The sequence below is a fragment of the Nocardioides convexus genome (assembly GCF_011090295.1).
On record NZ_JAAMYA010000001.1, the window covers coordinates 2,997,964 to 3,018,173 of the forward strand.

Here is a 20,210-nt window from a genome sequence, read left to right on the forward strand (position 1 = left end):
CGATGAGCGCCGTCCTGCTGCCGGGCCGCCGGTCCGGCTGGACGCCGGTCGAGCGCGGCGTCGTGCTGACCGGCGCCGGACCGGGTGGCCGGCTCCTGCCGCTGAGCATCGCGGCGGTCGTCGTGCTGCTGCCGGTGGGGACCGCCAGCGTGCCGGGCGCCGGGCTCAGCCTGGTGTACGTCGCGATGGCGCTGCCGGCCGCGATCGGCCTCTGGCTGCTGGTCTCCGACCGGGTGCCGGTGCCGCCCTCGACCATCCTGCTCGGCCTGGGCCTCAGCGTGGCGTGCGGAGTGGTCTCGGCGGCCGGCGGCGTGGAGCCGTCGCGCTCGGTGCAGGCTCGTCGTCGTCTCCTTCCTCACCCTCGGCTACGCCGTCGCGATCGGGATCGCCGCCTCGCCCGCGCTGATGACCCAGGCGCTGGAGTCTGCTCGTCGTGGTCGGCGGCGTCGTCGGCGCGCTGGCCCTGACCTCGGCCGGGTCGCTGCAGTCCGCCGAGGGCGGCGGCGTCGTCAACGGCCGGCTGACCGGCCCGTTCGCGCAGCCCAACGAGCCTCGGCATCTTCTGCGCCGCCCTGCTCCCCGTCGGCGTGACCTGCCTGGTGACGGCGACGACGCGGGCCCGGGTCGTCGTGCTGGGTGCGGCCTCCGCGCTGCTCGCCCTCGCCTGGGCGATGAGCATGTCCCGCGGCGCCTGGATCGGCGGCCTGGTCGCGCTGGTGTGCCTCGGCATCGCCGAGCCGCGCACCCGCCGGGCGCTGGGCTCCATCGGCGCGGCGGTGGTGGCGACCTGCGCGGCTGCGCTCGTCGTACCCAGCAGCACGATGGTGCTCGGACTGGTCGGCGCCCGGCTCCGCTCGCTCGGCGCCCCCACCCAGAACCAGTACGACGACCGCCCGCTGATCTGGGCCGAGGCCTGGCGCCAGGCCACCCAGCACCCGTGGTTCGGGGTCGGCCCCGGCGGCTACGAAGCGGCGGCGTCGAGTCTCGGCGAGCGCCATCTCCGGTGAGCCCGCCGAGCACCCCCACGACCTCTTCCTCACCGTCCTCGCCGACCGCGGCACGATCGGCGTCGGGGTCGGCGTGGTCGTGCTCGTCGGCTGCTTCCTGGTGGTCCGCCGCCGCGTGCTGCGCCCCGATGCGGGCTCGCCGGCCGGCGTCGCGGTCGTCGCGGCCCTCGTCGCCGTGGCCGTGCACTGCCTCTTCGACATGCCCCTGCGCAACCCGATCGTGTCCGGCCTCGTCTGGACGCTGCTCGGCCTGGCGATCGTCGCCGAGACGACCGCCGCGAACCGCACACCTTCCCCGTCAGGAGTGAGACAGCAATGGTGACCACGGCCGGAGACTCGCAGCGGCGCCGCGAGCGGACCCGCTCGACCTGGCTGCTCGTCGGAGGGCTGGCGCTGCTGGTGACCTTCGGGGTGCAGGCTGATCCTGCTCATCCCGACGACGTACACCGCGACCAGCGCGATCGCGCTGCGGCCGGTCACCGCCGAGCAGTCCGCGGACAACATCGAGATGCAGGCGCACGAGTACAGCGTCTCGCTCGGCGCCCCGGAGACGGCCGCGTCGGTGACGAGCAGCGTTACCCGCGGCGGCAACCGCCCGGACGTCACGGTGACCACGACCCGCGACGCGGGCACTGCGACCGTGCGGATCGTGGCCAGGCTCCGGCGACAAGGACGCGGCGGTCGACGTGGCCAACGGGATCGCCGAGCACGCCGAGGACCCGGGCGCGACGGACACCACCGCCAAGGTCGTGGTGGTCGTGCGGGCCGGCTCCGCCGGGGTGACCTCGGACCCGCCGCGCACGCTCTACCTGGCCGCGCTCTGCGTGATCGCCGTGCTGCTCCTGGCCGGCGGGCTCTACCAGATCCGGGAGCGCACCTCGTGAGCCGGCCGCGCGCCCGGGTACTGATGTACCACGGGGTCGACCGGGTCAGCGCCCGTCGCGACCCCTACGGCATGTTCGTCACCCCCGAGGCCTTCCGCCGGCAGATGGAGACCCTGCTCGAGACCGGCCACGTCCCGGTCTCCGAGGAGGACTACCTCGCCGCGGTCGGCGGCGCCCGGCTGCCGCGCAAGGCGGTCCTGGTGACCTTCGACGACGGCTACGTCGGGGTCGGCGAGCACGCCGTCCCGGTGCTGCGCGAGCTCGGCGTCCCGAGCGTGCTCTACGTCCCCGCGGACCGGATCGGAGGTACGTCGGACTGGCTCGAGGAGCGCTACCGGCACCGGCTGATGGACGCCGCCGGCCTGCGCGAGGCCGCCGCGGCCGGGATGGCGATCGGCGCGCACGGCGCCGACCACCGCGACCTGCGCGGGCTGCCCGACGCCGCGCTGACGGAGCAGACGCGCGCGGTCCGCACCCACCTGGAGAGCGTCGTGGGCACGCCGGTGCGCTCCTTCGCCTTCCCCTACGGCCATCACGACGAGCGGGCTCGCGCTGCGGTGCGCGCGGCCGGGTTCGAGGCCGGCTTCGGGATCTGGGACACCGCCGACGAGCTCGCCCTCGGCCGGGTCGACGTCAACGCCACCGACACCGCACGCACCTTCCGGCTCAAGCCTGCGCCGGCTCTACCCCGCGCTGCGCCGGGCCACCGATCCGGTGCCCTCGGTACGACGCCGCGCCCACGACCTGCTCGGCCGCGCACCGCGCGAGACCCCGGACGGACGTGGGCTGGAGGTGGGCTCGCGATGACGACGCTGCTGCGCCGCGGGCTCCTCGTCGTGCTCATCCTCGGCACCTGGGTCGCCGGCAGCGTGCTGCCCTGGCGGCTCGGTGCCTCCTCGGAGTCGCCGCGCCCGGCACCGTCGGCCACCCCGGCCCCGTCGCCGGCCCCTTCGCCCACGGCTCTCCGGCCGCGGCACGACGGGGACCTCGGCTACCAGGCTCTCCGCCCACCACGCCGCCGACGCCCGTCGAGCGGTGCGGGCGATGACCGCGCTCCGGCCCACCGGCGCCGGCTGGGTCCGGGTCGACGTCGGCTGGCCCGCGCTGCAGTCGCGCGGACCCGGCGGCATGGACCGCTGGTACGCCGATCTCCTCGACGACGTCTTCACCGCCGCCCGCGCCCGCGGGCTGAAGGTGATCGTCTCGCTGTGGCAGACCCCGGCCTGGGCGAGCCCGAACGGCAGCATCTACGCCCCGCCGCGCGACGTCGCCGACTACGCCCGGGCGATCGGGCTGATGGCCGCGCGCTGGAGCGGGGACGTCGCGGCCTGGGAGATCTGGAACGAGCCGAACTTCGACGCCTTCTTCGAGGGCGCCGACCCGGCGACGTACTCCCGGCTGCTGTGCGCGGCCTACCCCGCCGTCAAGAGGTACGACGACTCGCCCGTCCTGCTCGGCGGCCTGATGTACAACGACGACGCCTGGCTGGGCAAGGCCTACCGCAGCGGTGCCGGCCCGTGCTTCGACGCGCTCGCCGTGCACCCCTACGTCGGGCCGAGCGACGCCGCGCCGGACACCCCGTCGGTCGGCGAGGTCTGGCGACTGACCCACCTGCCCGCGATGCGCGCCGTCATGGACGAGTGGGGCGACCGGCGCAAGAAGATCTGGGTGACCGAGCTCGGCTGGTCCTCCGGCCCGGACTCGATGGGCAACTCGTGGGACCGGCCGGTGAGCCCGGCGGTGCAGGCCCGCTACCTGCGCGAGGCGGTCGCGCTGATCCGCGACCGCTACCCCTCGGTCGGCCCGATCATCTGGTACCGCGACGTCGACGGCCCGACCCGCGCCTACGCCGACGGCTTCGGCCTGCTGCACGCCGACCTCACCCCGAAGCCGGCGTTCGCCGCGCTGCGCGACGCCGTGCGGGGGCGCTGAGCCGGTGACCACGACCGCCCCCAGCCCGCTCCGGACCGCAGCGGCACCCGCCGTGCGCGGTGCCGGCTGGTTGGCGACCGGTGCGGTCACCGCGAAGGCCTGCCAGACCCTGGTGCTGCTGGTCTTCGCCGCCGTCCTCGACCCGTCGTCCTTCGGGGTGATCTCGCTCGCGGCCGCCGCGCTCAACATCACCACCGTGCTCGCCGACCTCGGCGCCGGCACCGCGCTGGTGCACCTGCGCGGGGACGCCGAGCGCGCCGCCCGGACCGCGGTCACCCTCGGCCTGGCGGTCTCGGTGAGCCTGGTCGTCGCGGTCTGGGTCGCGGCGCCCCGGCTGTCCGGGCTGGTCCAGGCCGGCGACCTCGGCGTCGACGTGCTGCGCGGGATCGTGCTCTGCACCCCGCTCGCCGCGCTGTCGGTGGTCAGTGGCGAGTTTGCTGCGCCGGGCGCTGGACTTCCGTCGCCGGGTGGTGCCCGACATCGTCGGCAACATCATCGGTGCGCTCGTCACCGTCGCCAGCCTCGCGGCCGGGCACGGGGCGATGGCACTCGTGCACGGCCAGGCTCGTGCAGTCGCTCGTCGTCCTCGCGCTGTTCTGGGTGCTGCGCCGGCCGGTGCTGCCGGGCTGGTCGGCGACCGACGCCCGCGACCTGCTGGCCTTCGGCGGCAGTCTCGCGGCGAGCGGCCTGCTCACCCTGGTCGTGCTGAACGTGGACTACCTGCTCGTCGCGCACCGGCTCGGCACCGCGGACGTCGGCGTCTACTCGATGGCCTTCCGGATCGCCTACATGCCCTACCTGCTGATCGCCATGGTCGTGGGGGCGCGGTCTTCGCGCACCTGTGCCGGCTGCGCGGTGCCGCCGTCGGGGAGGCGGTCACCGACGCCGCGCTCCGGCTGCACCTGCTCGTCGTCCCGCTCTACACCGGGATGATCGTGCTCGCGCCGCAGCCTGCGCCTGCTCGGCGAGCAGTGGGCGCCCGCCGTCCCGGCGCTGCGCTGGCTGGCGGCGTACGGCCTCGTCCTCAGCGCGCTGGGTCTCATCGTGGTGGCGCTCAAGTCGGTCGGCCGCACGCCGGTCGTGCTCGGCCTGACCGCCTTCCACCTCCTCGCCCTCGTCGCTGTGCTGCTGCCCGCGCTGCGCTGGGGCGTCACCGGGGTGGCCGCCGCCCAGGTCGGCGCCGGGCTGCTCACCCTCGCGGGTGCCCTCCTGCTCGTCCCGCGCTACGTCGAGGGGCTGGCCTGGTCCGCGCTGCTGCGCCGCTCGGTGCCGCTCGCCGCCGGTGCCGTCGCCCTCGCCGCGACCGCCCTGGCGGCCCGGGCGCTGCTGCCCTGGGGCCCGGTGTCGGTGCCCGGCCTGCTCGTCACCGGCACGCTGTCGATGGCGGCCTACGCCGGCACGGTGCGGCTGCTGGAGCGCACCGGCCTGCCGGGCCGGGCGCTGCTGCTCACCGTGGCCACCGTGCTCGCCGCGACCGTCGCCGGCGCTGCTGCCGTGCTCGCCCCAGCCCCCGCGCTGCTCGCGGCCGGTGGGCTGCTCGTGCTGGTCGTCGCGGTGCGCCGCATCGAGTGGGCCGCGATCGGCTACGTCGCCGTGGAGCCCTTCGGCGACCTGCTCCGCGAGATCCACCCGGCCGCGGTCAAGGCTCGCCGGCGCCGTGCTCTTCCTCGCCTGGCTGGTCCGGCTGGCCCAGGACCCGCGGGTGTCCGGCCTGCGCCAGGGCGGGATCCGCGCGCTGGCGGCGTTGATGACGGTGCTGCTCGGGTCCTTCGCGGTGCACGGGGCGGACCTCGGCACCGGCGCCGACCACCTGCTCAGCCTACGTCTCCTACGCGCTGGTCGTCGTCGTGCTCGTCGACACCGTGCGCCGGGCCCGGCCGGACGCACTCACCTGCGCGACCCGGATCGCGCTGTCCTACCTGCTCGCCTGCACGGGCGCCGGTCTGGTCGCGATCGGCGACTTCCTCGCGCACGGCGGCCGCGGCGCCGGGCCGCTGGAGGACCCGAACGACCTGGCGTTCTTCTTGCTGGCCGCGCTGCCCTTCGCGCTGGTCCTCGCCCGCCGCACCCCGGTGGGCGGCGCGGCCTGCGCCCTGGTCCTGCTCGTCGCGATCACGGTGACCTTCTCCCGCGGCGCGCTGGTCGGCCTCGTCGTCATGGTCGCGGTCGCGCTCTACCTCGGCGCGCTGCGCGCCACGACCGTGGTCGCCGCCGGGCTGGTCGCGCTGAGCGCGGTCGCGGTGCTGTGGGCCGCCAACACCGCCGTCGTGGCGGAGTCGCTCGCCGAGAAGGACCACATCGCCGCCGAGAACGTCGACCTGCGGCTGACCACCTGGACGATGGCCGCGGACATGACCGTCGACAGCCCGCTGCTGGGGCAGGGGCCGGGCGGCTTCCAGGCCGCGTCGCCACGCTACGTCCCCGCCGGGGTCACCGAGGTGCGGCAGACCGTCGTGCACCAGATGTACCTCGACGTCAGCGCCGGTACCGGCCTGCTCGGGCTGGTGGCCTTCGGCGCCGTGCTCGCCTGTGGGATCCACGGCGCCGCCCGCGCCCGCACCCTCGTGCGCACCCGGCCGCTCGCCGACGCGGTCCTCGTCGCCTTCGCCGGGACCCTCGTCGCCGCCTGCTTCCTGAGCGAGCAGTCTGTACCTGCCGGTGTGGCTCCTCGTCGCCCTCGGCCTCGCCCTCCCCCCCGAACCCGAGGAGGCTCCTGACATGCGCGTGCTGCAGCTGGTCACCCAGGACCGCGGCGGTCCGGTGGACCACGCCGTCGAGGTGGCCGTCGCGCTCGCCCGGCGCGGCCACGAGAGCCACCTCGTCGGTCCGCCCGGCGACCGGCTCCTCGGCGCCGCGGAGCACGGGGTGGCGGTGCACGCCGCGGAGGTCACCAGCAAGACCGACCTGTCCGGCGCGCGCGCCGTCGCCTCCGTCGTACGACGCCTGCGGCCGGACCTGCTGCACCTCCAGGACCGCCGAGCCGGGCTCGTCGGCCGGGTGATCGCCGCCCAGGCCGCGATCCCGACGGTCTACACGCTGCACGGGGTGCCCGACCAGGCTCGCCCCGCTGGTCCCGGGCAACCTGGAGATCGCCCCCGCGCGAGCGCGGGACCGGCTGACCTACCTCCGCCTCGAGCGGCTGCTCGCCAGCAGCCCGCGCACCGCCGTGGTGACGCCCTGCGAGGCGCTGGCGCAGTACGCCCGCCAGCACGTCGGCATCCGTGCGGACCGGGTGCACACCGTCTACAACGGCGTCGGCGGCGAGTTCCTGGCCGACTGCCCGCGCCCGGCGTCGGCGGGCGGCGAGCTCGACGCGCTCTGGCTGGGACTGATGGAGCCGGTCAAGCGGGTTCCCGACCTGGTGGCGGCGACCGCCCGGCTGCCGCAGGTGCGGCTCACCCTCGTGGGCGACGGGCCGGAGCGGGAGCGGGTGGAGGCGGCGGTGGCCGCCGCCGGGTCCGCCGAGCGGGTCTCCTTCGCCGGCTTCCAGGCCGACCCGGCGCCGTACCTGCGGGCGGCGGACGTGTTCGTGCTCTGCTCGGCCGCCGAGGCCTGCCCGATGGCGCTGCTCCAGGCGATGGCCTGCGGTACGCCGGTCGTCGCCACCCGCGTCGGCGGGGTCCCCGAGATCGTGCGCCACGGCGTGGACGGCTTCCTCGTCGACCCCGGCCAGCCCGAGCAGATCCGCTCCGCACTGGGCTGGCTCGCCGCCGACCTGCCGCTGCGCCGCGCGATGAGCGTCAGCGCCCGGCGGCGGGTGCTGGAGCGCTTCGGTGCCGAGCGGATGGTCGAGGACCTGCTCGGCGTCTACGCGAGGACGACGGCATGCGCGTCCTGACGGTGATCGCGGCCCTCGGGGCCGGCGGCGCAGAGGCGGTCGCCGTCGAGCTGGCACTGTCCGCCGCGGCCGACGCGCACGACGTGGTCGTGGCGAGCACCCCCGGATTCCGGGTCGAGCGCCTGCGCGAGGCCGGCGTCGAGCACGTCCCGCTGCGTCTCCTCGGGCGCCGGCCGGGCGACCTGCTCGCCTCGCTGCGGCGGCTGCGCAGGCTCCCCGCACCCGACCTCGTGCACGCGCACAACCCCAAGGCTGCCCTCGTCGCGCGGCTCGCCGTCGGGCCGCGGGTCCCCGTCGTCACCACCCTGCACGGCGTCGGCGCCGCCGAGGCCCGCCGCGCCGCCCACCTCCTGCGCCGCACCAGCGACCGCATCGTCGTGGTCTCCCCGCACCTGCGCGAGGAGCCTGATCGGCTTCGGCGTGCCGGCGGCGCGGATCGAGGTGGTCGCCAACACGATCGAGCCGCTGCCGTCGTACTCCCGGCCGGTGGCGCGGGCCGAGCTCGGGCTGCCCGCCGACGAGCCGGTGGCGCTGTGCCTGGCCCGGATGGTCGACCAGAAGCGCCACGACCTCCTCGTCGAGGCCTGGGCCGCCGCTCGGGTGCCCGGCACCCTGCTGCTCGCGGGCACCGGCCCGCAGGAGTCGCGGACGGCGCAGGCGATCGAGCGCCACCACCTGGGCGCCGGCGTCCGGCTGCTCGGCGAGCGCACCGACGTGCCGCGGCTGCTCGCCGCCAGCGACGTGCTCGTGCTCCCGACCCGCTGGGAGGGCCTGCCGATCAGCGTGCTGGAGGCGATGGGCGCCGGCGTCCCGGTGGTCGCCTCGCGGGTGCGCGGCGTCACCGAGCACTTCGGCAGCGCCGCCCGGCTGGTCGGATCCGACTCCGTCCCGGAGCCTGGCCACCGCCCTCGAGGAGGTGCTCGGCGACCCGCGGCTGCGCGAGCGGATGCGGGTCCGCGGGCACGAGCCGATCGCGCGCGACTTCGGGTCCGAGCGCATGGTCGCGGCCTACCGCGACCTCTACGCACGCACGAGAAGAGGAAGCCGATGAGTCCCTGGACCGAGAAGACCGGGCCCGTGTGGCCGTTGTACGCCGGCATGGCCCTGCTCGTGGTCGCGGCCGCCGCCGGCCTGCTGCTGCTCACCGGTGTCGTCGACTCCGACGACACGCCGCCGGAGCCGCGGGTCACCCCGTCGGTCACGCCCTCCGGCACGCCCACCCCCGACCGCCCGTCACCGAGCGCCAGCGCTGCCCCCGCACCGGCGCCCGGTGACGGGCTCCGGGTCGTCTCCTGGGGACAGGCCCGCGGACAGGCTCGCGCTCGTCGTGCGCAACACCTCGGCGCGGACCGTCGAGCAGGCCCGGGTCCGGATCACCGCGACCGACGCCAGCGGCGCGGTGCTGCTCGCCACCACCGGCCGGCCCGGCGACGTCTGCTGCACGGTGACCGGCCTGGCCCCCGGCGCCGACGTCGCGCTCTTCGCCGACCCGGTCCCGCGGGCCGCGGACGTGCGCGCGGTGGCCGTCGACGCGCTCTCCCTCGACGCCGGACCGGCCACGCCGACCGCGACCGTGCGGGCGGGAGCGCCCACGCTCCGTCGGCTTCCCGGCGACACGGTCGTCACCGCCGGCCTGGTCGCCCGCGGCGACCTCGACGGGTACGTCGCCGCCCAGGCCGTCCTCGTCGACGCCCGCGGCCGGGTGGCCCAGGTGATCTCCGGCCGGTTCTACTGCTTCGCACCGGGCCGCGCGCGCACCGTGCGGCTGCACCTGTTCCACGCCGTGCCGGCCGGGCTGCGGGTGAGCCGGGTGCTGGCCCAGCCGGTCCCGGCGGATGCGCCGGGCGTCGTACCGGGGCGGTGCGGGTGATGGACGTCCTGGTCACCGGCGGTGCCGGCTACATCGGCAGCGCGGTCGTCGCGGCGCTCGCCGACGCCGGGCACCGCCCGGTCGTGCTCGACGACCTCTCGACCGGCCGGCCCGAGCCTGGTCCAGGGACACCCGCTGCACGTCGGCGACGTCGGCGACCGTGCGCTCGTCCGGCGGGTGCTCGCCGAGCACCCCGGCATCGCGGTCGCCGTGCACTGCGCGGCCCGGGTCGTCGTACCGGAGTCGGTGGCCCAGCCCGGTCTCTACTACCGCACCAACGTGCTGGCGACCCTGGAGCCTGGCCGAGGCGCTGGCCGAGGGCGGGGTGCGCGAGGTGGTGTTCAGCGAGCTCGGCGTCGATCTACGCACCCGGCGCGGACCTCACCGTCGACGAGGACTCCGCCTGGGCGCCCGGCAGCCCCTATGCCCGCACCAAGGCGATCGCCGAGACGATGCTCGCCGACCTCGCGGCCGCGGGCGGCCCGCGGGTGCTCTCGCTGCGCTACTTCAACCCGATCGGCGCCGACCCGCGGCTGCGCACCGGCGTCCAGCCTGCCGCGGCCCAGCCACGCCCTCGGCGTGCTCGTCGAGGCACACCGCACCGGCGCGCCCTTCCCGCTGACCGGCGTGGACTACCCGACCCGGGACGGCTCCGGGATCCGCGACTACGTCCACGTCTGGGACCTCGCCCGGGCGCACGTCGCCGCGGTCGAGGGCTTCGACCGGGCGCTGGCCGGTGGCCGCACCCAGGCGATCAACCTCGGCACCGGGCGCGGCACGACGGTGCGCGAGCCTGGTCGCCGCCTTCGAGCAGGTCACCGGCTGCCGGGTCCCGGTCCACGAGGCGCCCCGCCGCCCCGGCGACACGGTGGGCGCCTGGACCCGCAGCGACCGCGCCGCCCGGCTGCTCGGCTGGCGTGCCGAGCGCGACGTCCACGACGGCGTCGCCGACACCCTCGCCTGGTTCGCCGCCCGCGGCGCGATCCTCCCCGATCTCGTCGCCTAGCCGGGATCAACCGGCCCCGCTGGCTGCACCAGTGGGGTGGACGAGCACCGCCCGACCCTCCGGAGACACCATGACCGACACCCTGCGCAGCAGCGCCCCACCCGTCGCCACCGGCGCCCGGGCGATCGCCGTCCTGCAGGACCTGGCGTCCTACGTCGACGCGCGGGCCGAGGCGTTCTGCGCCCGTGCGTCCTGGTTGCTCGCCGCGGCCACCCACCTCGCCGGCGAGCCGGTGGTCGTGGTGGCCCGGGTGGACGGCGAGGTCGCCGGGCTGGCGGCGCTGTCGCTCACCCGGCACCGAGGAACGTCCCGCGTCACCCTGCTCGGCGGGGACCTCAACGACTACGGCCAGGCTCCACCACGACGGCCCGGAGGCGGCCCGCGCGCTCGCCGCCGCCGTCGTGGACTGGCTGCGCACGCAGCGCCGCTGGACCCTGGACCTCGGCCAGGCTCGCGCCCGGCGACCCGGCCCTGGCCGAGCCTGGCCCGGCTGCTGCCGGACGCGGTGGTGAGCCCGGGCGCGCCGATGCCCCGGATCGAGGGGGTCGGTGCGTCGTACCGGGTGAAGCGGGACCGGCGGCGCAAGGCCACCGGAGCGTTCAACGCCGCCGGCCGCGACGGTCTCCACGCCGAGAAGCTCGTCGTCGACGACCTCGCCGGGCTGGAGCGCTGGCTGCCGGAGCCTGGTCGAGGTCCGCCGCGCCCGCGACCACGCGAGCGGGCGGCGCAGCCAGACTCGACGACCCGGGCACGCTCGCCTTCCACACCGAGGTGCTGCGCACCGCCTTCGCCGCCGGCGCGGGCGTCGTGCACCTGATGCTCGTCGAGGGCGAGGTCGCCGGCTTCGTCACCGTCCTCGTCGACGGCGACGCGCACCGCCTCTACGACGGACGCGTGGCCGACAGGTGGCTCGCCTACCGCGGCGGCACCGTGTGCGACATCGAGGCGGTGCTGCGCGCCCAGGACGACCCGGACGTGCGGACCTTCGACTGGCTGCGCGGCTGGACGGAGGCGAAGTTCGGCAACGCCGAGGTGGTGCGGAGCGGGCTGCGCGCCTCCTCGCACGCCTCGGTCGACCGGCTCGACCGCTGGGAGGCGGCCGCTCGCCGCCGGGTCAAGGCCGCGCTGCCGGAGGCCGCCGTGCGCAGGATCGTGAGCAGGTGACCGCGACCCTGGAGCGCGACGACTCCCTGCGCCGGGCGGGCTCCGCGGTCCTCACGCTGGCGGCCTCGGAGTCTGCTCGGCAAGATCGCCACCTTCCTCACCTTCCTCGTCCTGGCCCGCGTGCTCGGGGTGCAGGAGTTCGGTGTGCTCTCCTTCGGGCTGAGCCTGGGCCTGCTGCTCGGCGTGGTGTCCTCGCTCGGCCTGGACGCGCGGCTGGTGCAGGCTGTGCAGCGCCCGGCCCGAGCCGATCGACCGCTGCTACGGCGCGCTGCTCGTCCTGCGCGCCGCGCTCTCGGTCGCGGTGCTGGTCCCGACCGCGGTCGTCCTGCTCGCCACGATGAGCGTCCCGCACGCCGCCGCGGTCTGCCTGCTCGTGACGAGTCTGTCTGCTGGAGACGTTCAGCGACGCCTCCCGCGCGGTCTGCGGCGCGGTCCAGCAGCAGCAGACTCGCGGCCGTCGTCCTGGTGGTCCAGCGGTTCTCCGCGCTCGGCCTCTCCGTCGGCGCCCTGCTGCTGACCCGCAGCGCGTGGTGCGCGGCGCTGGGCTACCTCCTCGCCACGCTCGTCGGCGTCGCCGGGATGTACCTCGCCGCCCGCCGGGTCGGCGCCCGCCCCCGCCTGCGGGGGATCCGCCCGGAGATCCGGCTGATCCTGGTGGCCGCGCCGGTGATGGGCCTGGACGAGATCGCCTCCATGGGGCTGTTCCGCATCGACGCCGCGCTGATCGGGGTGCTGCTGAGCACCACCGCCGTCGGCGTCTACGGCGCGAGCCTACCGGATCTTCGAGACCGTGCTCTTCGTCAGCCTGGACCCTCTCCCGGGCCTACGTGCCGGTCATCGCCGCCCGCGCCCACGACACCGTGCACGTGCGCACCTGGGCACGGCGCAGCCTGACGATCATCTGCGCGATCTACCTCCCCTACGGCGCCCTGCTGGCCCTGCGCGGCGACGACCTGGTGGGCCTGCTCTTCGGCGCGGAGTACGTCCACGCAGGACTCTTCCTCGCTCTCGCGCCCGCGCCGCTGCTCTTCGGCATCAACCACCTGTGCGGCTCGGTGCTGCTCGCCCGGCGCCCCTACCCGGTCGTGCTCGTGGCGAGCGTGGTCGGCCTGGTGCTCAACGTGGGCCTCAACCTCTGGCTGATCCCGGTCTGGGGCATCACCGCCGCGGCCGCGGCCTCCAGCCTCGCCTTCCTCGTCGAGGCGGTGATCGTGCTGGTCCCGCTCACCCGGCTGGTCGGCAGCATCGTGTCGGTCCCCGCCCTGGTCCCGATCGTCGTCGCCACCGCGTGCGCCGGGCTGTTCGCGGCCGAGGTCTCCTCGCTCGGTGCTGCACTCGCCGGCAGTGCCGTGATCTACCTCGTCGTCTGGGGACTGCTCAGCCGGGCGCTCGACCCGGCCGGCTTCGCGGCCTTCCGGGGGCTGCTGCGCTCGCCCGCCGGGCTCGCCGAGGAGCGGGTCCAGCAACGGGCTTGACCCTGACGCAGCGTCAACCCTCGACGCTGGTCGGCATGAACCAGCAACCCCCCACCGCCGAGGCCGTCATCGAGGTGACCGGCCTCCGCAAGTCCTACGGCGACCACGTCGTCCTCGACGGCGTCGACCTCACCGTGCCGCGCGGCACGGTCTACGCCCTGCTCGGTCCCAACGGGGCCGGCAAGACCACCCTGGTCCGGATCCTCTCCACGCTCGTGGCCCCCGACGGCGGCTCGGCCCGGGTCGCCGGGCACGACGTCGCCGACGCGGCGGTCGCGGTCCGCCGCTCGATCGGGGTCACCGGTCAGTTCTCGGCGGTCGACGACCTGCTCACCGGCCGCGAGAACCTGCGGCTGATGGCCGATCTCGCCCACCTGCCCCGGACCGAGGCGTCGGCGCGGGTCGCCGGTTCGCTGGAGCGCTTCGGGCTCACCGACGCGGCGGGGCGCCGCGCGTCGACGTACTCGGGTGGGATGAGGCGACGCCTCGACCTCGCCATGACCCTGGTCAGCCGGCCGGGCGTGATCTTCCTCGACGAGCCGACGACCGGTCTGGACCCGCGCAGCCGCCGCGAGTCGTGGGACATCGTCCGCGAGTTTGCTCGCCGAGGGGGTGACGGTGCTGCTCACCACGCAGTACCTGGAGGAGGCGGACCAGGCTCGCCCACACCGTCGGCCTGCTCGACGGCGGCCGGCTCGTCGCCGAGGGCACGCCCGCCGAGCTCAAGGAGCCTGGCCGGTGGCGAGAGCCTCGACGACGTCTTCCTCGCCCTCACGGAGGTGGCCCGATGATCCGCGACACCCGCACGCTGCTGCGCCGCAACCTGCTGCACATGGTGCGCTACCCGTCCTTGACGATCATGCTCGTCGCGCAGCCGGTGCTCTTCCTGCTGCTGTTCGTCTACGTCTTCGGCGGCACCCTCGGTGCCGGCCTGCCGGGAGGTGGGGACCGCGACGCCTACCTCACCTACCTGGCGCCCGCGATCCTGCTCGTCACCGTCGCCTCGGTCGCGATGAGCATCGCGATCTACGCCGCCAAGGACGCCACCGAGGGGATCGTCGACCGCCTGCGCACGATGCCGATCGCGCACTCCTCGGTGCTGACCGGGCTGGTGCTCGCCGCCCTCGTGCAGACCGCGCTGGCCCTGGCGGTGGTGCTCGGTATCGCGGTCGCCCTGGGCTACCGTCCCGACGCCGGTCCGCTCGGCTGGCTCGGCGCGCTCGGCGTGCTCGGGCTGCTCGCGTTCGCCCTCACCTGGCTGTGCGTCGGGCTCGGGCTGGCCGCCGACAGCGTGGAGACGGCGAGCAACACCCCGATGTTCCTGGTGCTGCTGCCCTTCGTGTCGAGCGCCTTCGTGCCGACCGACTCGATGCCGCGGGTGCTGGCGTGGATCGCGGAGCACCAGCCCTTCACACCGGTCATCGACACCTTGCGCGCGCTGCTCGACGGTGCCGACCCGGGCAGCGACCTGGGCTGGGCGATCGGGTGGTGCGTGCTGATCACGGCGCTGTGCTTCGCGTGGTCGGTGCGCCTGTTCGGCCGGGCTGCGGCACGCTGAGCCCATGAGGACGCCCATGCTGACGATCGGGGAGCTGGCGTCGTACGCCGGGGTGACGGTGCGTGCCGTCCGGCACTACCACGCCAAGGGACTGCTTCCGGAGCCCGAGCGCGATGCCTCCGGCTACCGCCGGTACGACGCCCGGGCGGCCTCCGAGCCTGATCCGGATCCGCACCCTGGCCGAGGCCGGCGTCCCGCTCGCCCGGGTGCGCCGGCTCCTCGCCGCCGACCCGGAGGAGTTCGCCGCCGCCGTCGAGGAGATCGACCGCAGGCTGCGTGCCGAGATCCGCGAGCGGCAGCGCCATCGCGAGCGGATCGCGCAGGCTCGCCGCGGGGGACAACCTGGCGCTGCCTCCCGCGGCGGCGGCCTTCCTCGCCCGGCTGCGGGAGATCGGCGTGCCGGAGGTGCTGATCGAGGGGGAGCGGGACGCCTGGATCCTGATCGCCGCCCAGGTGCCCCAGCACATGCCGCTCTTCATGGCGATCAAGAACGCCCAGACTCGACCAGCCCGGGCTGAGCCAGGGCTACCTCGACATGGCGGACGCGATCACCTGGGCGCCGGACGACCCGCGGCTGCCGGCGCTGGCCGACCGGTTCGTCGCGATGGTCGAGGACGACGCCGCGCGCAGCGACGCCTGGGAGGAGGGGATCGACATCCCCGACGACCTCGCGGCCCTGTTGGACGGGGTCTTCCTCAGGCTCGGTGCCGGCTGCCCGGCGGCTGCTGGACCTGTTGGAGGAGCGCGGCTGGCGCGGGTGGACCAAGCCTGGAGCGGATCGAGTCCTAGGCTGCCGGCGTGACCGATCTCGAGGCACGTCTCACCCCGCTGGTCGCCGAGGCCGTCGTCCCGGTGCTCAAGCCGCGCGGCTACCACAAGCGCCGGCTGGAGTGGACCCGCGTCGAGGGCGATGTCGTGCACCGCGTGACCCTGCAGCGCAGCCACGGCAACGCGCCCGGCCACCTGCGGGACTACGTCGAGTCGGCGGCGTACGTCGGCGACTTCGCCCGCCGCCTCGGCAGCACCGTCCCCGACGACCCGGCGATGGCGAACGCCCCCTATGCCACCAGGTTCGAGACGATCACGGACTGGCCGGGCCAGTGGATCGACCTGGAGGACTGGTCGGACGCGGATCTCCAGCCCGCCTTCCGGGCAGCGATCGGCCAGGTGGCCGCGCACCTGGAGCGGATCGTGGACGCGGAGGCGCTGGCCGGCGTGCTGCGCACGGAGGCGGGGCCGCTGGACCTCGACCTCTTCGCCTGGTCCTGCGCGACCGGCGACTCCGCCGCGATGGCCGACCAGGCTCGCGCGGGCCGAGGCGGAGTTCGGCGCCGAGGACCGGTGGCCGCGGCTGCTCGCCCAGTTCGAGCGCACCGCCGAGCGCTACGGCTCGGCGATCACCTCGTCCAGGCAGTCGAGCACCCCGGACAGGTAGCGCTCGACCACGGCCCGCTCCTCGTCGCTGAAGCTCGCGTCGAGCCGGGCCAGCCCGGCGAACATCGGCCCGAGGTGCCGCTGCACCTCGGCGTTCGCGGTGTCCGTCAGGTGCAGCTGGGTCCGACGGCGGTCGTCCGCGTCGGGCACCCGCTCCAGGTGACCGCGCCGGCTCAGCCGGTCGACGATGCCGGTGGCGGCGGCGCTGCTGACGTCGAGCCTGGCGGGCCAGCGCGGCGGGGCCGAGCGATCCGCGGCCGACCTGCTCCAGGGCGGCGAGACTCGACCTCGCTGAGGCCGGTGCGGCGGGAGACGACGTGCCGGATCCGCACGGCCGACTGCAGCAGGCGGCGCAGCGCCTCCATCGTCGGGGTGGCGTGCCAGTCCGTGGGTCGCGTCATTTCTCTCACCTACTTAACTATCAAGTATCTTAGCGACTACCCGCCGCTGTTCCGATCGACGATGGAGTCTCGCATGTCCCCCAGCGCCGCCCGTCCCGCTCATCGCCCCCACCGCGCCTGGCTGCTGGGCCTGCTGCCGCTGGTCCTCGCGGTGCTCGCGCTCGGCCTGCTGGCCGAGGGGGAGCGGACCCAGCAGCCCACCGACTCCGTGCCGAAGGGAATGGACAGCACGCTGGCGACCCAGCCTGGACCAGCAGACTCGGCTCGGACGAGCAGGACGTGGCCATCGTGCTCTTCGCCGCCGAGCGCGGCCGCCTCGACGACCGGCAGCAGGCCGCGATCCGCACCGCCGTGCAGGCCGTCGGCGGCGTGCCGCAGAGCCTGACGGTGGCCGAGGACGCGACGGCCGCCTTCGTCGTCGTACCGGTGGAGGCGGCATCGGCGAGCGAGACCGCCGACGCGGTGGACCGGCTGCGCACCCGGCTCGGGGAGGCGACGCCCGACGGCGTCACCGCCCAGGTCACCGGCCCCGCCGGGATCCAGGCCGACCTGGCGAAGGTCTTCGACGGTGCCAACACCCGGCTGCTGCTCGCGACCGCCTCCGTCGTGGCGATCCTGCTGGTGCTGACCTATCGCAGCCCGGTGCTGTGGATGATCCCGCTGCTCGTCGTCGGCGTCGCCGACCGGCTCGCCGCGGTGCTCGCCACCCGGGCCATGGCCGCGCTCGACGTCGCGTGGAACGAGTCGACCGTCGGCATCCTGTCCGTGCTGGTGTTCGGGGCGGGCACGAACTACGCGCTGCTGCTCATCTCCCGCTACCGCGACGAGCCTGGGCCGCCACGAGTCCCGGCACGAGGCCATGGGGCTCGCGCTGCGTCGTACCGTGGAGCCGGTGCTGTGCAGCGCCGGCACGGTCGTCGCCGGCCTGCTCACCCTGCTCCTCTCGCTCACGCCGAGCACCCGCGGGCTCGGCCTGGCCTGCGCGATCGGCATCGTCGTGGCGGCGTCCTTCGTGCTCGTCGTGCTGCCGTGCCTGCTCGTGCTCTTCGGGCGCTGGGTGTTCTGGCCGCGGCGTCCCGAGGTCGGCGCCACCGCGCTCGCCGAGCGCCCCTCGCCGTGGCGCCGGGTGGGCGGCCTGGTCCGGCGGCGGCCCGCCGTCCTCGCCGGCGGCACCGTCGCCGTCCTCGCCCTGCTCGCCGTCGGCCTGCTCCGGGTCGAGACCGGCCTCGGCCAGGCCGACCAGTTCCTCGACGAGCCCGAGGCCATCGCCGCCGCCACCCGCCTCGCCGACTCCTTCCCGGCCGGCACCTCCAGCCCGACCGAGGTGCTCACCCGCGCCGACGCCGAGGCCGTGCGTACGGCGGTCGCGGGCTCCCCGGGCGTCACGTCCGCCCGGGTCGCCGACACCGCCGACGGCATCAGCCGCATCGACGTGGTCCTCGACGCGCGGCCCGGCAGCGCCGCGGCACGGTCGACGATCGGTGAGCTCCGGGACGCCGTCGCGGACTTCCCCGACACCCACGTCGGCGGCGAGGAGGCCGCCGGCATCGACGAGCGCGACGGTGCCGCCCGCGACCGCGAGGTGGTGCTCCCTCTCATCCTCGGAGTGGTGCTGCTCGCGCTGCTCCTGCTGCTGCGCTCGATCGTCGCGCCGGTCCTGCTCGTCGCCACCGTCGTCGGCACCTACGCCGCCAGCATGGGAGCCTCCCGGTGGCTGTTCACCGGGCCGCTCGGCTTCGACGCGCTCGACGTCCAGGTGCCGCTCTTCGCGTTCCTCTTCCTCGTCGCACTGGGCGTGGACTACAACATCTTCCTCGTGACCCGGGCCCGCGAGGAGGCCCGCGCGCACGGCACCCGCGACGGCATGCTGCGCGCCCTCGCGGCCACCGGCGGCGTGATCACCAGCGCCGGGATCCTGCTCGGCGCGGTGTTCGCGGTGCTGGGCGTCCTGCCGCTCGTCGTCCTGGCGCAGGCTCGGCGTGGTCGTGTGCCTCGGCGTCCTGCTCGACACCCTCGTCGTGCGGACCGTGCTGGTGCCGGCGCTCGTGATGCTGCTCGGCGACCGGTTCTGGTGGCCGGCGCGGGTGACGTGCGCTGCTGCTGAACCCGCCTGAGCGACGGACGGCAGGACCTCAGGCCGGCTGTGCGACCTTGCCGGCCGTGGCCCGCGAGAACGTGAGGTTCTCGTCGACCACGTCGCCGCCGCGCACCAGCCGCACGTCCTCCTTGTAGGACATCGACATGGTCCACGGGTAGCGGTCGCCCTGGCGCGGCAGCGTGTCGAGCGCGCGCTGGACGTAGCCGGCGGCGAAGTCCAGCAGCGGCCGGGTCGCCATGCCTTCCGGAGCCTCGGGGACGCACACGTCGTAGCCGTGGGTCTCCATGTGCTCCAGCAGGCGGCAGAAGTGCTCGCAGAGCAGGCCGACCTTGAGGGTCCACGACGAGTTGGTGTAGCCGATCGCGAAGGCGAGGTTCGGGACGCCGCTGAGCATCATGCCCTTGTAGGCGACGTGGTCGGGTGCGTGCAGCGCCGTGCCGTCGACGCTGATGTCGATGCCGCCGAAGAGCCTGGAGGTTGAGGCCGGTCGCGGTGACGATGACGTCGGCGGCCAGGCTCCTCGCCGGAGGCCAGCAGCACGCCGGTCTCGGTGAAGCTCGTGATGCGGTCGGTCACCACCGACGCGCTGCCCTTGCGGATCGCGCGGAACAGGTCGCCGTCGGGCACCGCGCACAGCCGCTGGTCCCACGGGTCGTACGGCGGGTTGAAGTGCGTGTCGACGTCGTAACCCTCGGGGAGGAACCTCGCGTTCACCGACCGGATGAGGGTGCGCGCGGTCTTGGGGAAGGTCTGGCAGAACTTCCACACGGCCCGCTGCTTGAGGATGTTCTTCTGCCGCGCCAGCGCGTAGCCGCGGTCGTGGCCGAACACCGAGAGCAGGCGGTTGGCCAGCCTTGTCCTCCGAGGGCACCGGCATGATGTAGGTCGGCGTGCGCTGCAGCATCGTGACGTGCTCCGCGCCGCCCTCGATCATCGCCGGGACCAGGGTCACCGCGGTGGCACCGGAGCCGATGACGACGACCCGCTTGCCGGCGTAGTCGAGGTCCTCGGGCCAGTGCTGGGGGTGCACGATCTCGCCGGTGAAGCGCTCGCGTCCCGCGAACTCGGGGGTGAAGCCCTCGGCGTAGTCGTAGTAGCCGGTGGCGCCGAACAGCCAGCCCGCCGTCAGGGTGAGCCGCTCGCCGGTGTCGCCGCGCTCGACCTGCACGGTCCAGCGGGCCTCGTCGGTGGACCAGGCCGCACCGAGCACGCGGTGCTGGTAGCGGATGTGCTCGTCGATGCCGTACTCGCGGGAGGTCTCGCGCAGGTAGGCGAGGATCTTGTCCGCGCTGGCGATGGCCTTGGGGTCGGTCCACGGCTTGAACTCGTAGCCGAAGGTCTGCAGGTCGGAGTCGCTGCGGATGCCGGGGTAGCGGAACAGGTCCCAGGTGCCGCCGGACGCCTCGCGCGCCTCGAGCACGGCGAAGGTGGTGCCGGGGCGCTCGGTGAGCAGGTACCGCGCCGCGCCGATCCCGGAGATGCCGGCGCCGATGACGAGGACGTCGAGGTGTTCGGTGGTCATGCCTCCATGGTGCGCCTCGGA

The 20,210-nt window shown here is 75.0% G+C and carries 21 protein-coding genes and 7 pseudogenes; 27 read left to right on the top strand and 1 reads right to left on the bottom strand.

From position 1 onward, the window contains the following. Window positions 1-2: 2 nt before the first annotated feature. The 27 genes and pseudogenes from G5V59_RS22435 to G5V59_RS22560 all read left to right on the top strand — a co-directional run bounded on the left by G5V59_RS22435 (window position 3) and on the right by G5V59_RS22560 (window position 18,683). Window positions 3-467 carry a hypothetical protein gene (locus tag G5V59_RS22435; protein ID WP_278257928.1) on the top strand — a complete coding sequence of 155 codons (465 nt, stop codon included), beginning with the start codon at window positions 3-5 and terminating at the stop codon, window positions 465-467. Then, complete coding sequence (locus G5V59_RS22440) at window positions 406-591, top strand: hypothetical protein (RefSeq protein ID WP_278257929.1); 186 nt, start codon at window positions 406-408, stop codon at window positions 589-591. Before G5V59_RS22435 ends, G5V59_RS22440 begins: the two co-directional genes overlap by 62 nt. After that, entirely contained in the window at window positions 588-1,007 is a 420-nt protein-coding gene (locus G5V59_RS22445; RefSeq protein WP_278257930.1) for an O-antigen ligase family protein, read from the top strand. The genes G5V59_RS22440 and G5V59_RS22445 overlap by 4 nt, the downstream gene beginning before the upstream one ends. A gap of 73 nt (window positions 1,008-1,080) precedes the next feature. Further along, window positions 1,081-1,329 (top strand): hypothetical protein, encoded by a 249-nt coding sequence (locus G5V59_RS22450; RefSeq protein ID WP_278257931.1) that lies wholly within the window; start codon window positions 1,081-1,083, stop codon window positions 1,327-1,329. Continuing rightward, window positions 1,323-1,790 carry a hypothetical protein gene (locus G5V59_RS22455; protein ID WP_278257932.1) on the top strand — a complete coding sequence of 156 codons (468 nt, stop codon included), beginning with the start codon at window positions 1,323-1,325 and terminating at the stop codon, window positions 1,788-1,790. Before G5V59_RS22450 ends, G5V59_RS22455 begins: the two co-directional genes overlap by 7 nt. 205 nt (window positions 1,791-1,995) lie before the next feature. Next, window positions 1,996-3,831, top strand: a complete 1,836-nt coding sequence (locus G5V59_RS22460) for a polysaccharide deacetylase family protein (RefSeq protein ID WP_278260001.1) — start codon at window positions 1,996-1,998, stop codon at window positions 3,829-3,831. Continuing rightward, the gene (locus G5V59_RS22465) at window positions 3,828-4,532 is read left to right on the top strand and encodes an oligosaccharide flippase family protein (RefSeq protein ID WP_278257933.1); all 705 of its coding nucleotides are present in this window, start codon (window positions 3,828-3,830) and stop codon (window positions 4,530-4,532) included. The genes G5V59_RS22460 and G5V59_RS22465 overlap by 4 nt, the downstream gene beginning before the upstream one ends. A gap of 1,138 nt (window positions 4,533-5,670) precedes the next feature. After that, window positions 5,671-6,540, top strand: coding sequence for an O-antigen ligase family protein (locus tag G5V59_RS22470; protein WP_278257934.1), 870 nt, complete (start codon window positions 5,671-5,673; stop codon window positions 6,538-6,540). Window position 6,541: 1 nt separating this feature from the next. Beyond that, window positions 6,542-6,901: pseudogene (locus tag G5V59_RS22475) on the top strand (glycosyltransferase); the annotation flags it as partial. 154 nt (window positions 6,902-7,055) lie between these two features. Then, window positions 7,056-7,661, top strand: a complete 606-nt coding sequence (locus tag G5V59_RS22480; RefSeq protein WP_341351287.1) for a glycosyltransferase family 4 protein — start codon at window positions 7,056-7,058, stop codon at window positions 7,659-7,661. A 20-nt stretch (window positions 7,662-7,681) separates the two neighbouring features. Continuing rightward, window positions 7,682-8,935 (top strand): annotated as a pseudogene (locus G5V59_RS22485) (glycosyltransferase family 4 protein); the annotation flags it as partial. A 53-nt stretch (window positions 8,936-8,988) separates the two neighbouring features. Next, window positions 8,989-9,531, top strand: a complete 543-nt coding sequence (locus G5V59_RS22490; RefSeq protein ID WP_278257935.1) for a hypothetical protein — start codon at window positions 8,989-8,991, stop codon at window positions 9,529-9,531. After that, a pseudogene (locus G5V59_RS37440) lies at window positions 9,531-9,765 on the top strand (NAD-dependent epimerase/dehydratase family protein); the annotation flags it as partial. The gene G5V59_RS22490 and the pseudogene G5V59_RS37440, both read left to right, overlap by 1 nt. Before the next feature lie 125 nt (window positions 9,766-9,890). Next, window positions 9,891-10,001: pseudogene (locus G5V59_RS37445) on the top strand (UDP-glucose 4-epimerase GalE); the annotation flags it as partial. Next, window positions 9,955-10,611, top strand: a complete 657-nt coding sequence (locus G5V59_RS22500) for an NAD-dependent epimerase/dehydratase family protein (protein ID WP_341351288.1) — start codon at window positions 9,955-9,957, stop codon at window positions 10,609-10,611. The pseudogene G5V59_RS37445 and the gene G5V59_RS22500, both read left to right, overlap by 47 nt. Next, the gene (locus G5V59_RS22505) at window positions 10,574-11,701 is read left to right on the top strand and encodes a GNAT family N-acetyltransferase (protein ID WP_278257937.1); all 1,128 of its coding nucleotides are present in this window, start codon (window positions 10,574-10,576) and stop codon (window positions 11,699-11,701) included. Before G5V59_RS22500 ends, G5V59_RS22505 begins: the two co-directional genes overlap by 38 nt. 84 nt (window positions 11,702-11,785) lie before the next feature. Further along, window positions 11,786-12,595, top strand: a complete 810-nt coding sequence (locus G5V59_RS22510) for a hypothetical protein (RefSeq protein WP_341351289.1) — start codon at window positions 11,786-11,788, stop codon at window positions 12,593-12,595. Further along, entirely contained in the window at window positions 12,562-13,176 is a 615-nt protein-coding gene (locus G5V59_RS22515) for a polysaccharide biosynthesis C-terminal domain-containing protein (RefSeq protein WP_278257939.1), read from the top strand. Before G5V59_RS22510 ends, G5V59_RS22515 begins: the two co-directional genes overlap by 34 nt. Window positions 13,177-13,211: 35 nt before the next feature. Then, a complete protein-coding gene (locus tag G5V59_RS22520; RefSeq protein WP_341351006.1) occupies window positions 13,212-13,967 on the top strand; it encodes an ATP-binding cassette domain-containing protein in 756 nt (251 codons plus the stop codon). Continuing rightward, window positions 13,964-14,734: an ABC transporter permease gene (locus tag G5V59_RS22525; RefSeq protein WP_278260004.1), complete on the top strand. Its 771-nt coding sequence runs from the start codon at window positions 13,964-13,966 to the stop codon at window positions 14,732-14,734. The genes G5V59_RS22520 and G5V59_RS22525 overlap by 4 nt, the downstream gene beginning before the upstream one ends. A gap of 16 nt (window positions 14,735-14,750) precedes the next feature. Continuing rightward, window positions 14,751-14,822 (top strand): annotated as a pseudogene (locus G5V59_RS22530) (hypothetical protein); the annotation flags it as partial. Between the two features lie 25 nt (window positions 14,823-14,847). Then, a complete protein-coding gene (locus G5V59_RS22535; RefSeq protein ID WP_278260335.1) occupies window positions 14,848-15,252 on the top strand; it encodes a hypothetical protein in 405 nt (134 codons plus the stop codon). Window positions 15,253-15,269: 17 nt separating this feature from the next. Further along, window positions 15,270-15,536, top strand: a complete 267-nt coding sequence (locus G5V59_RS22540) for a hypothetical protein (RefSeq protein ID WP_278260336.1) — start codon at window positions 15,270-15,272, stop codon at window positions 15,534-15,536. Beyond that, window positions 15,533-16,954, top strand: a complete 1,422-nt coding sequence (locus G5V59_RS22545; RefSeq protein ID WP_278257940.1) for a DUF4304 domain-containing protein — start codon at window positions 15,533-15,535, stop codon at window positions 16,952-16,954. The genes G5V59_RS22540 and G5V59_RS22545 overlap by 4 nt, the downstream gene beginning before the upstream one ends. A gap of 41 nt (window positions 16,955-16,995) precedes the next feature. Further along, window positions 16,996-17,337 (top strand): annotated as a pseudogene (locus tag G5V59_RS22550) (MMPL family transporter); the annotation flags it as partial. 91 nt (window positions 17,338-17,428) lie between these two features. Then, window positions 17,429-18,460: pseudogene (locus G5V59_RS22555) on the top strand (MMPL family transporter); the annotation flags it as partial. 94 nt (window positions 18,461-18,554) lie between these two features. Continuing rightward, window positions 18,555-18,683, top strand: a complete 129-nt coding sequence (locus tag G5V59_RS22560) for an MMPL family transporter (protein WP_278257941.1) — start codon at window positions 18,555-18,557, stop codon at window positions 18,681-18,683. Window positions 18,684-18,701: 18 nt separating this feature from the next. Here G5V59_RS22560 and G5V59_RS22565 read toward each other — a convergent pair whose 3' ends face one another. Continuing rightward, window positions 18,702-20,189, bottom strand: coding sequence for an NAD(P)/FAD-dependent oxidoreductase (locus G5V59_RS22565; protein ID WP_278257942.1), 1,488 nt, complete (start codon window positions 20,187-20,189; stop codon window positions 18,702-18,704). Window positions 20,190-20,210 lie beyond the last annotated feature (21 nt).

Coding starts and splice junctions, on each gene's coding strand:
- G5V59_RS22525 (WP_278260004.1), top strand. CDS start 13,964: ATGATCCGCGACACCCGCACGCTGCTGCGCCGCAACCTGCTGCACATG.
- G5V59_RS22500 (WP_341351288.1), top strand. CDS start 9,955: ATGCCCGCACCAAGGCGATCGCCGAGACGATGCTCGCCGACCTCGCGG.
- G5V59_RS22455 (WP_278257932.1), top strand. CDS start 1,323: ATGGTGACCACGGCCGGAGACTCGCAGCGGCGCCGCGAGCGGACCCGC.
- G5V59_RS22535 (WP_278260335.1), top strand. CDS start 14,848: ATGCCTCCGGCTACCGCCGGTACGACGCCCGGGCGGCCTCCGAGCCTG.
- G5V59_RS22565 (WP_278257942.1), bottom strand. CDS start 20,189: ATGACCACCGAACACCTCGACGTCCTCGTCATCGGCGCCGGCATCTCC.
- G5V59_RS22460 (WP_278260001.1), top strand. CDS start 1,996: ATGGAGACCCTGCTCGAGACCGGCCACGTCCCGGTCTCCGAGGAGGAC.
- G5V59_RS22540 (WP_278260336.1), top strand. CDS start 15,270: ATGGCGGACGCGATCACCTGGGCGCCGGACGACCCGCGGCTGCCGGCG.
- G5V59_RS22440 (WP_278257929.1), top strand. CDS start 406: ATGACCCAGGCGCTGGAGTCTGCTCGTCGTGGTCGGCGGCGTCGTCGG.
- G5V59_RS22520 (WP_341351006.1), top strand. CDS start 13,212: ATGAACCAGCAACCCCCCACCGCCGAGGCCGTCATCGAGGTGACCGGC.
- G5V59_RS22435 (WP_278257928.1), top strand. CDS start 3: ATGAGCGCCGTCCTGCTGCCGGGCCGCCGGTCCGGCTGGACGCCGGTC.